The sequence below is a fragment of the Rhodospirillaceae bacterium genome (genome assembly GCA_040219235.1).
In the GTDB taxonomy this organism is placed as follows: Bacteria; Pseudomonadota; Alphaproteobacteria; order Rhodospirillales; family Rhodospirillaceae; genus WLXB01.
In genome coordinates this window covers 135,099-147,506 of record JAVJSV010000007.1, presented here as the reverse complement: position 1 = coordinate 147,506, position 12,408 = coordinate 135,099, and the positions used below count along the sequence as shown (strand labels likewise).

The 12,408-nt window shown below is 55.4% G+C and carries 15 protein-coding genes; 12 read left to right on the top strand and 3 right to left on the bottom strand.

What is annotated here, in order from left to right:
- The first annotated feature begins 43 nt into the window (after positions 1-43).
- The 4 genes from RIC29_02875 (at position 44) to RIC29_02860 (ending at position 3,623) form a co-directional block, all read left to right on the top strand.
- Complete coding sequence (locus RIC29_02875) at positions 44-853, top strand: SDR family oxidoreductase (GenBank protein MEQ8733839.1); 810 nt, start codon at positions 44-46, stop codon at positions 851-853.
- Between the two features lie 57 nt (positions 854-910).
- Positions 911-1,675 carry an SDR family oxidoreductase gene (locus RIC29_02870; protein ID MEQ8733838.1) on the top strand — a complete coding sequence of 255 codons (765 nt, stop codon included), beginning with the start codon at positions 911-913 and terminating at the stop codon, positions 1,673-1,675.
- A gap of 350 nt (positions 1,676-2,025) precedes the next feature.
- Positions 2,026-2,817: an SDR family oxidoreductase gene (locus RIC29_02865; GenBank protein MEQ8733837.1), complete on the top strand. Its 792-nt coding sequence runs from the start codon at positions 2,026-2,028 to the stop codon at positions 2,815-2,817.
- 23 nt (positions 2,818-2,840) lie between these two features.
- On the top strand, positions 2,841-3,623 hold the full coding sequence (locus RIC29_02860; protein ID MEQ8733836.1) for an SDR family oxidoreductase: 783 nt from the start codon (positions 2,841-2,843) through the stop codon (positions 3,621-3,623).
- Positions 3,624-3,630: 7 nt separating this feature from the next.
- Here RIC29_02860 and RIC29_02855 read toward each other — a convergent pair whose 3' ends face one another.
- Together RIC29_02855 and RIC29_02850 are read right to left on the bottom strand one after the other, a co-directional pair.
- Positions 3,631-4,191 (bottom strand): TIGR02444 family protein, encoded by a 561-nt coding sequence (locus tag RIC29_02855; GenBank protein ID MEQ8733835.1) that lies wholly within the window; start codon positions 4,189-4,191, stop codon positions 3,631-3,633.
- A 5-nt stretch (positions 4,192-4,196) separates the two neighbouring features.
- Positions 4,197-4,814 (bottom strand): UbiX family flavin prenyltransferase, encoded by a 618-nt coding sequence (locus RIC29_02850; GenBank protein MEQ8733834.1) that lies wholly within the window; start codon positions 4,812-4,814, stop codon positions 4,197-4,199.
- Between the two features lie 240 nt (positions 4,815-5,054).
- Between RIC29_02850 and RIC29_02845 the strand changes: the two genes are divergently transcribed.
- The 8 genes from RIC29_02845 to RIC29_02810 all read left to right on the top strand — a co-directional run bounded on the left by RIC29_02845 (position 5,055) and on the right by RIC29_02810 (position 12,120).
- Positions 5,055-6,428 carry a UbiD family decarboxylase gene (locus tag RIC29_02845; protein ID MEQ8733833.1) on the top strand — a complete coding sequence of 458 codons (1,374 nt, stop codon included), beginning with the start codon at positions 5,055-5,057 and terminating at the stop codon, positions 6,426-6,428.
- Positions 6,425-6,628 carry a hypothetical protein gene (locus tag RIC29_02840; protein MEQ8733832.1) on the top strand — a complete coding sequence of 68 codons (204 nt, stop codon included), beginning with the start codon at positions 6,425-6,427 and terminating at the stop codon, positions 6,626-6,628. The genes RIC29_02845 and RIC29_02840 overlap by 4 nt, the downstream gene beginning before the upstream one ends.
- A gap of 4 nt (positions 6,629-6,632) precedes the next feature.
- Positions 6,633-7,433, top strand: coding sequence for an SDR family oxidoreductase (locus tag RIC29_02835; protein MEQ8733831.1), 801 nt, complete (start codon positions 6,633-6,635; stop codon positions 7,431-7,433).
- Positions 7,434-7,488: 55 nt separating this feature from the next.
- Positions 7,489-9,009, top strand: coding sequence for an aldehyde dehydrogenase (locus tag RIC29_02830; protein ID MEQ8733830.1), 1,521 nt, complete (start codon positions 7,489-7,491; stop codon positions 9,007-9,009).
- Positions 9,010-9,065: 56 nt separating this feature from the next.
- Entirely contained in the window at positions 9,066-9,794 is a 729-nt protein-coding gene (locus RIC29_02825; protein ID MEQ8733829.1) for an iron-containing redox enzyme family protein, read from the top strand.
- Positions 9,795-9,796: 2 nt separating this feature from the next.
- Entirely contained in the window at positions 9,797-10,540 is a 744-nt protein-coding gene (locus RIC29_02820) for an SDR family oxidoreductase (GenBank protein MEQ8733828.1), read from the top strand.
- Complete coding sequence (locus RIC29_02815) at positions 10,537-11,325, top strand: GntR family transcriptional regulator (GenBank protein ID MEQ8733827.1); 789 nt, start codon at positions 10,537-10,539, stop codon at positions 11,323-11,325. The genes RIC29_02820 and RIC29_02815 overlap by 4 nt, the downstream gene beginning before the upstream one ends.
- 96 nt (positions 11,326-11,421) lie before the next feature.
- Positions 11,422-12,120, top strand: a complete 699-nt coding sequence (locus RIC29_02810) for a dienelactone hydrolase family protein (GenBank protein ID MEQ8733826.1) — start codon at positions 11,422-11,424, stop codon at positions 12,118-12,120.
- Positions 12,121-12,123: 3 nt separating this feature from the next.
- Here RIC29_02810 and RIC29_02805 read toward each other — a convergent pair whose 3' ends face one another.
- On the bottom strand, positions 12,124-12,267 hold the full coding sequence (locus RIC29_02805) for a hypothetical protein (protein MEQ8733825.1): 144 nt from the start codon (positions 12,265-12,267) through the stop codon (positions 12,124-12,126).
- Positions 12,268-12,408: the final 141 nt, after the last annotated feature.

The window sequence follows — 12,408 nt, the reverse complement described above, 5'->3', positions numbered from 1 at the left end:
GTAAGCCTTGTGTTAATAGAGCCTCAATAAAGGATATTATGCTATGATACGGATTATTCTCATTATTGTCGCCCTGCTGGGCTCACACGCCGCAGTTGCCAAAACCGTGCTCATCACTGGTTCAAACCGGGGCATCGGCCTGGAATTCGTCACCCAATATGCCGCTGCCGGCTGGGATGTCATCGCCACCAGCCGCTCGCCCGCCAACGATGAAGACCTGCAAGCCCTGGCCACCGCCAATCCGAAAATTACCATCGAACAGCTGGATGTCACCGACCAGGACCGCATTTCAGCTTTGGCCGAGGCTTACAAAGACACACCCATCGATGTTTTGGTCAACAACGCCGGCATGTACGGCGACCGCGAGGGCCAGACCTGGGGACAGTTGGACCGGGACCTGTTCCAGCAGGTGATGGACGTCAACGTGGTTGGCCCGCTCAAGATGTCTGAAGCCTTTGCCCCTCATGTGGCCGCCAGCACGGACAAAAAGATCGTCGTCATTTCCAGCACCGCCGGGTCCATCGCCTCGGTGACGCGCAGCCCCGGCGCGCCCTATTACGCCATCAGTAAGGCCGCCGTGAACATGGCCATGCGCGGCACCGCCATGCGCCTGAAAGACCAGGGCATCGCCGTTGGCATCTTCATGCCGGGCGCCGTGGACACCCGCATGTTGCGCGAGGCTTTTGGGCTCGATCAGGAAACCGCTGAAGCCGCTGAAGACTACGATTATGGCGGCTTTACCCCGCTCACCACGGAACAGAGCGTGTCCCAGATGATCGCCACAACGGCTGGCCTAACCCTGGAGCGGTCTGGCGATTTTCTCAACTACGACGGCACCATAATTCCATGGTAATCGGCCCGTGGTAGCTTAGGTTTCTGAAATCAGATTAAAAACATCTAGGAGTCTCTCATGCTGCGCACCGCCACACTGTTCATCGCTCTCCTGTCCTTTACAACGGCTGAGGCGGCCACGGTTATGATCACCGGGGCCAGTCGGGGCATCGGCTTTGAATTCGCCAAGCGCTATGCCGAGCGCGGCTGGGATGTGATCGCAACCGCCCGCTCGCCGGCAGACGATGCCGACCTCCAGGCCCTGGCCGCCGCCAACCCCAATGTCCGCCTGGAAACACTGGACGTGACCGACCACCCGGGCATTGACCGCCTGGCCGAGAAACTGCGCGGCACCGCCATTGATGTGCTGATCAATAACGCAGGGATCTCAGGGGGCCGGGATACTCAGGACTTCGGCAACATTGATTATTCGGTGTTTAACGATGTGATGAACATCAACGTACTCGGGCCGTTAAAGGTTACGGAAGCGTTTCTGGACCACGTCGCTGCCAGCAACCAGAAGAAGATTATCAACATTTCCTCCTCAGAAGGCCGGTTGTCCGCCGTGCGTGGCTCACGCCAGGCCTTCTACCGGGCCAGCAAGTCCGCCCTGAACATGGTGATGCTCAACGTCTATCAGCACCCGAAGGTGCAGGAGAGCGGCGTCATCATCGGTATTCTCACACCCGGGTTTGTCGATACGGACTTCACCGCCGGTCTGCCCAAGCAAATGATGAAATCGGTTGAAACCAGCGTCGCCCAATCCATGACGATGATCGACAAATACGACCTCAGCATGTCGGGTAAGTACTTCGCCAACACCGGCGAAGAAATGACCTGGTAGCCTGCCTCTAATAACAAGGGACCTATAACAAGGGCGCTTTACACTTTCGAGCATCCGAGTTCGAACATACGCAAGCACCAACTACGCCATTGGCGTATAGCTTAATGTCAACGATAAATATATCTCATATTATTCTTTAATAACAAATAATTACAGTGCTATCCTAAAGCTAAACATGCAGAAAAAAGTGGTCATGCATGGGCTCGTTCCAAGGCAAGGGGGCGGACACTTTTTTCGCCCCTCATAAACTGCCGCTCTGCGGTCACGTGCTGCAGGGCTGCGTAGACTTGGCATTTCTATCGCTATGATCCCCACCAACGACTCTTCACTTTATCAGGGACCTTCAAACCATGCGCCTCTCCCGTCTCGCAGCCGCTGTGGCAGCTTTCCTTGCCGCAACCTCTATCACTCAAGCTGACGCCAAGACCGTGCTCATCACGGGCTCCAATTCAGGCATTGGGCTTGAGTTCGCCAAGCAGTACGCCGCCCGGGGCTGGGATGTGGTCGCCACCCATCGCCGCGACACAGCCCCAGAATCACTTTTGACGCTAAAATCTGAGTATCCTGATCTGGTGCGGATCGAGACCATGGATGTCACCAATCACGCCCAGATCGATGCCCTGGCCGGGAAACTCAAAGACACCCCCATCGATGTTTTGATTAACAACGCCGGGATCACGGGCGATTTCAGCCAACCCGCACCACAGTCCTTCGGCACGCTCGCCTATGACCAGTGGGAAAACTTCATGCGCATCAACGCGCTCGGCCCGCTTAAAGTCAGCGAAGCCTTTGCGCCGCACGTCAAAGCCAGTGAAGACAAAAAAATCCTGGCCGTCAGTTCTCTGGCGGGTTCCTTCGGCTATCAGGGACCAAACATCGCGGGCGGCTACTGGTACAAATCGTCCAAGACAGCTCTCAACATGTATATGAAAAATATAGCGAGCGATCTGAAGGCCGACGGCGTGATCGTGGCTGTGTTATCGCCGGGCACCGTGAAAGTAGAAAAAATGGGTGATGCCAACTTTCCAGGCTTGATTGAGCCGGAAGACAGCATCGGCGGTATGATCTCGGTGATCGATGGCCTGACCATCGCGGATTCCGGGGCTTACTACCGTTATGACGGAACAGCACAGCCCTTTTAATCCGCCGTTTCAGGAGCATTTTGATGCGTTATTCCCTCATCATCGCCAGCTTTGTCGCGATGTTCTCAAGCATCGCTGTCGAAGCGGCAACCGTGCTGATCACCGGCTCAAACCGGGGGATCGGCCTCGAACTCACCAAGCAATATGCGGAAAACGGCTGGGACGTGATCGCCACCAGCCGCAGTCCCGCAGACGACGAAGACCTGCAAGCGCTGGCCGCAGCCCATTCCAATATCAGAGTTGAGGCCCTCGACGTCACGGATCACGCCCAAATCGACGCCCTGGCCGCCAAGCTCAAAGGCACGGCCATTGATGTGCTGATGAATAACGCCGGAATTCTGGGCGGCGGCCGCGAAGTCCAGACCATCGGCAATATCGATTTTGAGGCGATGGAGCGGGTCTATAAAACCAACGCGATCGGCCCGATGAAAATGGCCGAGGCATTTCTGGAGCATGTGGCCGCCAGCGAGCAGAAGAAAATCGCCGTCATCACCTCCGGCACGGCCTCACTCACAAACCTGCAACCCGGCGCATTTTTCCAGGCTCTGTATCAGTACCGCATGTCAAAAACCGCAATAAACATGGGTTATCGGGCGCTTTCGGTTGAATTGGCTCCACGAGGCATCATGGTGGGTATTCTGGCACCTGGAGTTGTCCAGACTCGCCTGCTTCGACAAGCAGGATACGGCGACATGGGCATGACGACCGAACAAAGTGTCGCCGGTGTCATAAAAAACGTTGAAAACCTCGGCCCAGAGACCTCTGGCGAATACATCATCTACACCGGCGAGACCGTGCCCTGGTAGACGGATTTTACTGAAAGACGCCGTTTAAAACCCGCAGCACATGGCTTTGAGCCAAATGGTCTAGCTTGATGCCCGTGGCCGCAAAGTAGACGTTCAGATTGTTCTGGGCGTCTTCTTTTTGCGTCACGATATCAACTGGCGCGCCTTCGTCATCATCACCGGTGCTGACCAAGCCAAATAAACCAAGGATTTGAAGGGCTTCCAAGTCGAGTTCATTGGCCTTGAGGCGCTCGCGCAACGCAGTTGCCGCCTCGCGGTTACGACCCACAAGGTCTGGCCCCTCGATAATCACTTTGAGGTTCTCTCGGCAGGTTCTGATGGGCTCAACCAAGTCGCGCTGCCAGGATCGCGACATTTTCAAAGCAGATGCCAGATGCTGGGCCAGATCATTGCCGTTGGAACCGCGATAGGCCAACCACACACAAAACAACACCATGTTGATGTCGACACCCATGCGGTTTTGCAAGGACAGCATCGCTTTATCGACACCAGGCTGGCTGTACGCCCAGGTGGCAAATTCCCAAAAGGGGTTGCCCTTCGCAATGTCGGTACCACTGACCTCTGGCATGTCTTTTATGATCCCTGTTTACTAGCGCGCCGCTTCGCAGGTTTGCCGGACCCTCCCGGCTCGCCCCAGCGTTTCACCAATCCTGCGTCAATCTCAAACATGTCTAAGACCCGGCCAATGGTGTGGTTAACCATATCGTCTACTGTTTCTGGTTTGGTGTAAAATGCGGGCACCGGTGGTGCGATGATCGCGCCAATTTCTGACAAGTGAGTCAAAGTCCGCAAATGCCCTGTATGAAGAGGGCTTTCGCGCACCAGCAGAACCAATCTCCGCCGCTCTTTGAGAACAACATCAGCCGCACGGGTCAGCAAGGTCGAAGTCACACCCGTCGCAATTTCTGACGCAGATCGAATGGAACACGGCGCGATCACCATCCCTGCGGTGCGAAACGAGCCTGAGGAAATGGCGGCGCCAATATCGCCATTGGCATACACAACATCTGCCAGTGCTTTCACATCTGCGACCTTCAGCTTTGACTCATAGGCCAGGGTCACTTCGGCAGACTGAGACATGACGAGATGAGATTCAAACGGCGTATCGCGCAAGACTTCAAGCAACCGGATGCCATATGCGATGCCTGACGCACCACTGATAGCAACAATTAGGCGTTTGGCCTCACCCATAACGACGTCCTCAAACCTATAAGTGAAAACACCCTACTCAGCGGGAGTAAAGGATTCCTGAACTCTGTGTATAGGGGATTTAGAATAGGCGAAAGAGCTTCATTCACTGGGTTTCTTTTGGTTTTGCACCCCCAAAAGATTCCGCTTGAGTATAAAGGCATACTTTTATACCTTTTGAGAAATCACAGGGAGCTGGCCATACTAGACCTTCGCACATTTTTGGACTCTCAGAAGTCCGCCGTGTTTGAGCCATCAACCTCACTGTCCGTGGTTCATGAGATCACAGCCCTTCAGTACGCTCTGGAAAAAGCCGGGCGCAGGCCCATTGTGATGGTGAAGGCTCCAAAGATGGCGGACGGGTCTTCCAGCGAGATGCCAGTCGTGACTAATCTGACGGCCAGCCGCGCCATCGTCGCTCAAGCCCTCGGGATCAATGATCACCAAAAAGCAGCGCCGATTTATGCCCAACGGACGGGGAGCCAGATCGCGCCAAAGGTCATCAGTGGAGCCGAAGCGCCGGTCCAGGAAATCGTGATCGAGGGCGATGATATTGACCTGACCCGCTTGCCCGCCTTGACCCAACATGAAACCGACCCCGGCCCTTACTTAACCTCGGCCCATGCCACGACCTACGACCCGGATACAAAAACCGACAACACTGCCATTCAGCGCTGCTGGATTAAATCGAAAAAGCGGATGTCCTACTTCCCCTACCCAGCCTCTCATAACAATCGCAATATGCGGAAGTTTTGGGCGCGTGGCGAAGACTGCCCGGTGGTGTTTTGGATCGGTCACCATCCCGCCGTGCTGATGGGCACGCAAGCCAAACTGAATTACCCGGAGAGCCATTGGGGCGCCTGTGGCGGATTGCTCGGCGAACCTCTGCGCGTTGTCCCCAGCCGGACCTTTGGCGATGCGATTATGGTCCCGGCTGATGCTGAGATCGTTATCGAAGGCACTGTGCCGCGGGACGTCTTAGAAGCAGATGGCCCGTTCGGCGAATACACTGGATACTCCGGCCCTCAAGTCGCTGCGCCTGTGGTGGACGTCACCTGCCTCACCCTGCGTAAAGGCGCAATCTATCATGACTACGGCTCCGGCCTGACAGACATGCTGGTGCCCGACAATATGGCCATGGAAGGCAAAGTCTTCGGACTTTGTAAGCAGGTCGCACCGAGTATTACCAATGTGCATGTGCCCGCCCAAGGCCGCCGGTTTCATGCCTATATCCAAGTTGAGAACCCAGGTCCGGGTGAAGTGCGTGATGCCCTGATGGCCGCGCTGTCTTACCGCCGCCTCAAGATGGCGATCGCCGTCGATCAAGACATCGATATCTTTGATGATTCTGAAATGATGTTTGCGCTGGCAACGCGGGTACAATGGAGCCGCGACAGTTTCACCGTGGATGGTTTATCCGGCTCTTTGCTCGACCCCTCCACGCCTGCGGGGTCTAAAACCCTTTCTAAAATGGGCATCGACGCCAGCATGCCCCTGCCCGGGCGACCAGGTGCACCCCCCCCTGTTCCACCGCGCTCGACCGTGCCGCCTGAGTCCATGGAGCATGCGGCAAAAGTCTTGTCCGGGATTGATATGTCAGTCTGGCCAACCCTATGAGCAGTAATCGCGAGATCGTGCGCCTTGGCGCGCCCTGGGAAAAATCCGGCAACACCTCTTGGACCCAATGCCCCAAGTGCGACAGTTGGTTCCATGTTGGCCCTGGCCTTCTAGACCGGCCCGAAGTCGACCTGCACTGCCCCTCCTGTCACCACGAATTCAATCAATCTGCTGCCAAGCGGCTGGTGACGTCAGGATAATTCAGTGAACGCTGCAACCATACCCGCGCTTGATCTGTCTCGCCTTGGCCCTCCGATAGGGGCGCGGCTTGTTGTGGTTGGCGGCTGCGGCGGTATTGGACGCACACTGGTGAAGGCGGCGCTGTCTACAGGACTTAAGGTAGCGGTATTGGATTTGCCAACCTCTCTGGGCAATCACCCGCCCCCAAAGGGCTGTATTCAACATGAGATTGATGCCACCAATGAAGAGTCGGTCAAGAGGGCTTTCACCGCAGTCGCAAATGAATGGGGCGGCACCGATGCCTTGGTCAACCTCTGCGGCTTCACCAATGACTTTGAGCCCGTCAGCTCACTTGACTCAAAAATATGGGATGACGTTGTGTCCGGGAACCTGCGCGCCGCTTTTCTATGCGCGCGAGCAGCATTGCCTTTGCTTGAAAAAGCGGGGGGCGGTGCCATCGTCAATGCGGCATCGGGATTGGCTTATAAGGGTTTACCTGGAACTTCGCCCTATGGTGCGGCCAAGGCTGGCGTCATCGCCATGTCTAAATCCCTGGCCAATGAAACAGCGCCGCACATTCGTGTGAATGTTATTGCCCCTGGCGCTGTCGATACGGCGTTCCTGCGCGGTGGCACCAGCCGGACTGGCGATGATGAAAACCATGCCACTCACATCGATACTAAGCGCTATGCCACCGCAACACCTCTGGGCAGACTGGCCGTCACTGAAGATGTTGTGGCCCCTATCCTTTTCCTGTGCGGAGACGCCTCACGCTTCATGACAGGCCAGGTTCTCCACATTAACGGCGGCGGATACATGCCATGATCCTGCCTGTAAAATTTTTACCGACGACACCAAAAACACGACAAGGACGCACACCATGAATGCTGTCACCCAAGACATGATGAAGAAATTTTCTGTCAACCCGCACGTCACCAGCTTCATTGGCGGCCAAGCGGTCCGCCCCTCCGCAAGCGGCGAAGACATTCCTGTCATCAGCCCGATCACGGAAACGCAGATTTCCCAACTGCGCGAAGCCTCCGTAGAAGAAGTCGATCACGCTGTTCGCACGGCGCGAAATGCGTTTGAGAACGGACCCTGGCGCAACATGTCGGTGGATGAGCGCAAAGTCATCCTGCTGCAGATTAAAGACATCATCACAGCGCATGCTGAAGAACTTGCTTATCTGGAAACGCTCAATGCTGGCCTGACGATGAATTATGTCAAAGGCATGCACGTCAAGCGGGCGGGCTGGAACTTCGAGTTTTTTGCAGAGGTTGCCAGTCAGGCGACGGGCGAATGCTACACCCAAACGAAACCCTATTTGTCCGTCGTCACACGTGAGCCTGTCGGCGTGGGGGCCTTGATCGGACCGTGGAACGCTCCCCTCGCATTATGTTCGATGAAGATCGCCTCCTGCATCGCCTTTGGAAATACCTGTGTTCTCAAACCTAGCGAGTTTACGCCGCTGTCTTTGCTGCGCGTGGTCGAACTGATTCACGAGACAGATATTCCAAAGGGCGTTGTCAACTTGGTCAACGGCCGGGGTCATATCACGGGTGACGCCTTGGTCTCGCACCCCGAAGTCGACGTTGTCTCCTTCACCGGCGGCACTCAAACCGGGGCGATGATTGCGTCTCGTGCGGGCCAGGGCCTCAAGCCCGTGGGACTGGAACTGGGGGGCAAGTCGGCCAATATCATTACGGCCTCGGCTGATCTGGAGCGGGCGCTTGATGGTGCAATCCTCGGCATTTACTCCAACAATGGGCAACAGTGCCTGGCGGGATCTCGTATTCTTGTTGAAAATTCTATCGCCGATGAATTCATTGAGAAATTCATCGCGCGGACCAAAAAAATTAAGGTCGGCGACCCCATGGACGCGACCACAGAGATCGGCCCGGTGTGTTACCGCGCCCATATGGAGCGCGTTTTAAGTTTTGTCGACATCGCCAAAAAAGACGGAGGTGAGCTTCTTACCGGTGGCAACAGAGACAGCCGTTTTGAGACCGGGCTTTATCTTGAACCCACAGCCGTGATGGCAAAGTCGAATGAGGCACAAGTCTGCCAGGAAGAAATCTTTGGGCCCTTTGCCACCTTCCTGAAGTACGACGATATCGACGAAGCCCTGGCCATTGCAAATGACTCTGAATTTGGACTGGTGGGCTACATTTGGTCCGACCACCTGCCCACGGTCATGAAAGCGTCGCAAGAATTGCGCGCTGGAACAATCTGGGTAAACACACCCATGACACGTGAACTGCGCGCGCCTTTTGGCGGCTATAAAAAATCAGGCATCGGGCGTGATAGCGCCAAAGACTGCCTGCAGTTCTTTACCGAAGAGAAAACTACAACCATTCCGATGAGCACGTTCCCGTTGGCCAAGTGGGGCGCCAGCGACTGACAATTTTCAAGTTTCCCCAAATAAACCGAAACACAAAGTAAGTAGGAGAAGACACGATGACCAAAGCGCTTATGAACTATGAAGATTTTTCTAAAGCTTTAGAAGCGGCCCGCAGCCCGGTCCATTCAGGCGGCCACCCCTTTAGCGTTTCCTGGGCCGAAGGCGAACTGAGCCTCAAACAAATCGGCCAGTGGGCCGTCCAGCACTTCCACTATATTGATCCAATTCCCCAACAGTTTGCGCAATTCTTTTGCCGACTAGATGATTTGGAAGCCCGTCAGCACATGCTGGAAAACCTTCTGGGCGAAGAAATGCCCGACACCCCTGAAAAGCGCCACCCCGACTTGCTGGTTAAATTTGGCAAGGCTTGTGGCATGTCCGAGTCCGATTTTTACGACGCCGAGCACAGCGGTAAAGTCTTACCATCCACCCGTGCCATGCGCGCCTGGATTTGGGAACTCGTTACGGTCCGCCATCTCGCGGAAGGTGCTGCGGGAATCATGGTGGCTCTCGAAGGACAACTCCCAACTCTGTATCCGAAATACGTCGAAGCCATGCGCAAAATGGGCCTGAATGACGATGATATGGAATTCTTCCATGTGCACATTGAAGGCGATGCCGAACATGCCCACGTTGGTCTGGAAATCACCGATCAGTATGCAACCACACCAGAACTTCAGCAGAAAGCCATCTCAGCTGTGCGGGCGTCGACAGAAATGCGCTGGCGTATGCTCGACGGCATCAATGACGCCTTTGGTAAGAACGTTAAGCAGGCTGCTGAATAAGCATGTCTGCGCGCCCAGCCCTTCTTGATGCAACTGGTCGCGTCGCGTTCGTCACCGGCGCGACTGGCGGCATAGGTCAGGCTGTTGTACGGATGATGCTCGACGCCGGAGGTCAGGTTGCGGCCACCGGTCGTCGGGCTATTCCGTTCGACGATGCGCGCGTGCTGCCCGTCACCCTTGAGATCACGGACGAAGACTCTGTCTCAGCCGCGCTTCAAAGTTGCGTCGATGCGTTTGGGCGGCTCGACTACGTGATTCACATGGCCGGCATGGTCGGCAAAGGCCGCTTGGACGAAATGCCATTGGAGGATTGGAATACGGTCGTAGAAACCAATCTCACATCTTCCTTTCTTGTGCTTAAACACGCCTACAAACACATCACGAAGCCGGGCGGTGTGGCGGTGCTGTGTGGATCATCCAATGGCTATAACGGTGGCAGTTATCTCTCCGGCGCGGCGTATGCGTCTTCCAAAGCAGCGCTCACCAACCTGACACGCTATTGCGCGAAAGAATGGGCCCCGGATGGTATTCGCGCGCATCTTATATCGCCGGGACCGGTCGACACGCCCATGCTGGACCGCCTCTCAGAGGAGCAGCATAACGGCCTTAAGCAAGCGCTGCCGCTTGGGCATTATGCAACACCAGAAGAATGTGCAGGTGCGGTTCTGTTCCTCTGCTCGGCGCACGCGGCCTCTATGACCGGCACAAATATGAATATTTCCTCTGGTCTGGTGCTCGACGCGTGAATAAGATTTCGGCCATCAAGCACGCGGTTGACGATGGCTTGGCTGTGCCGCTGTATCATCAGGTTTATCTGATCCTCAAAGAAAACGTCCGGTCGGGCACCTATTCAACCGGCACCGCCCTCCCCACGGAACAGGCCCTTTGTAAAGAATTTAGGGTCTCCAGAATCACTGTGAAGCGGGCGATGCGCGAACTGGTAGCCGACGGATTTGTGGTCCGACACCGCGGAAAAGGCACTTTTGTTGCGGAAGGCGTTGCAGCGCCAAGTTCCGATGCGATGACCGATTTATTGAAGAGCGTCGAAGCCATTGGCGCGGCAACGGATGTGCGCCACCTCTCATCAGACCTCATGACTCCGCCAACAGACGTCGCAGAAAAACTTAAACTTGAGGCGGGTGCGATGGTTCTCAAGTCTAGCCAGATCAGACTGAGCGACGGAGAACCCCTTTCTCTCATCGTCACCTATGTGCCGCAGATCATCGCAGAACAGCTTGATGCTGGTTCAGAAAACCTGCCCATGCTGGTGCAACTCAACAAAGCTGGCGTGCCGGTTGCACGGGCCGAGCAGGAAGTGACGGCCACCCTGGCCGAACCTGCCGTTGCTGTGCCTTTAGGGATAGAGGTCGGCGCGCCCCTCTTGAAACTGACAAGACTCATTCTCGATGACGCAGGACAGCCTGTTGAATGGTTGACCTCGCTCTATCGCGGTGATCGCTATGCCATGCGCACTTCTTTGACCCACGAAACCTCGGGACGCACCAGTGGCTGGAAAACAGCTGCAGAATAGCTGATCGGGTTCCAAACAGTGACGCGCTTGGTCTGGCCAATGCGGTAAAATCCCTCTAAGTTTCTGTTCATAGAAACCATAGGGAGCACATCAATAATGAGTTCTAAAGAAGTTACGATTTCCGGCGCTGACGGAGACTTCATGGGCTATCTCGCCTCACCTGAAGGTGGTGGCCCCGGTGTCATCGTTATCCAAGAAATATTTGGCGTAAACGGCTGGCTGCGGAGTGTCTGTGACATGCTCGCCGAACAAGGATTTATGGCCCTGGCACCTGACCTATTCTGGCGGATTGAGCCTGGTGTTCAACTGGATGCCACAAAAGAAGCTGAATTCAACAAAGGCTTGGAACTTTACGGAAAATTCAATGTCGATTCTGGTGTGAAAGATATCCAAGCCAGCATCACGCACTTGCGGGGTCTTGAGGGCTGCTCGGGTAAAGTGGGGACAACAGGCTTTTGCCTTGGCGGGCTGCTGGCCTTTTTGTCGGCCACGCGCACAGATTCAGACGCCAATGCCGGATACTATGGTGTCGGCATCGAAGGCCTTCTTGGGGAAGCGGGCAACATCAAAGCCCCGACCATCCTTCACATTGCGGAGAAAGACTCGTTTGTACCCAAAGAAGCTGCTGATCAGGTGCGCGACGGTCTGCAAGGCCACGAGTTCGTCACGATTTACAATTACCCCGGATGCGATCATGGTTTCGCCCGTGAAACCGATGCCAGCCATTACGACAAGGCAGCCACGGAACTGGCCCACAGCCGCACCATTGAGATGTTCAAAGCGGCGTTAAGCTAAGACTTAAAGCCTTAAAGCTTTAACCCACTCAGAGATCGCCCGGTCGACAGCGTCGGGCGACCTCTCTGGCGTGTAATGCCCGCCCTCAATTTCCAGCACTGTTTGGCAAGAAAAAGCCTCAGCCGTAGCTTTTCGCTGACCCATCATGATGCTGTCCTCATTTGGATGAGCCACAACTTGGGCAAATTATTTCCACTCATCCAAGCCTTGAGATCATTCAACTTCTCAAACACGTCTCTGGGTTCGCCATCGACCCGAGCTTGGCGTCCGGGATCGCGGCACAGCTAT

Bases quoted from the DNA above. Each gene is read 5' to 3' on its own strand.
- RIC29_02875 (MEQ8733839.1), top strand. From the start codon at position 44: ATGATACGGATTATTCTCATTATTGTCGCCCTGCTGGGCTCACACGCC.
- RIC29_02870 (MEQ8733838.1), top strand. From the start codon at position 911: ATGCTGCGCACCGCCACACTGTTCATCGCTCTCCTGTCCTTTACAACG.
- RIC29_02865 (MEQ8733837.1), top strand. From the start codon at position 2,026: ATGCGCCTCTCCCGTCTCGCAGCCGCTGTGGCAGCTTTCCTTGCCGCA.
- RIC29_02860 (MEQ8733836.1), top strand. From the start codon at position 2,841: ATGCGTTATTCCCTCATCATCGCCAGCTTTGTCGCGATGTTCTCAAGC.
- RIC29_02855 (MEQ8733835.1), bottom strand. From the start codon at position 4,191: ATGCCAGAGGTCAGTGGTACCGACATTGCGAAGGGCAACCCCTTTTGG.
- RIC29_02850 (MEQ8733834.1), bottom strand. From the start codon at position 4,814: ATGGGTGAGGCCAAACGCCTAATTGTTGCTATCAGTGGTGCGTCAGGC.
- RIC29_02840 (MEQ8733832.1), top strand. From the start codon at position 6,425: ATGAGCAGTAATCGCGAGATCGTGCGCCTTGGCGCGCCCTGGGAAAAA.
- RIC29_02830 (MEQ8733830.1), top strand. From the start codon at position 7,489: ATGAATGCTGTCACCCAAGACATGATGAAGAAATTTTCTGTCAACCCG.
- RIC29_02825 (MEQ8733829.1), top strand. From the start codon at position 9,066: ATGACCAAAGCGCTTATGAACTATGAAGATTTTTCTAAAGCTTTAGAA.
- RIC29_02820 (MEQ8733828.1), top strand. From the start codon at position 9,797: ATGTCTGCGCGCCCAGCCCTTCTTGATGCAACTGGTCGCGTCGCGTTC.
- RIC29_02810 (MEQ8733826.1), top strand. From the start codon at position 11,422: ATGAGTTCTAAAGAAGTTACGATTTCCGGCGCTGACGGAGACTTCATG.
- RIC29_02805 (MEQ8733825.1), bottom strand. From the start codon at position 12,267: ATGATGGGTCAGCGAAAAGCTACGGCTGAGGCTTTTTCTTGCCAAACA.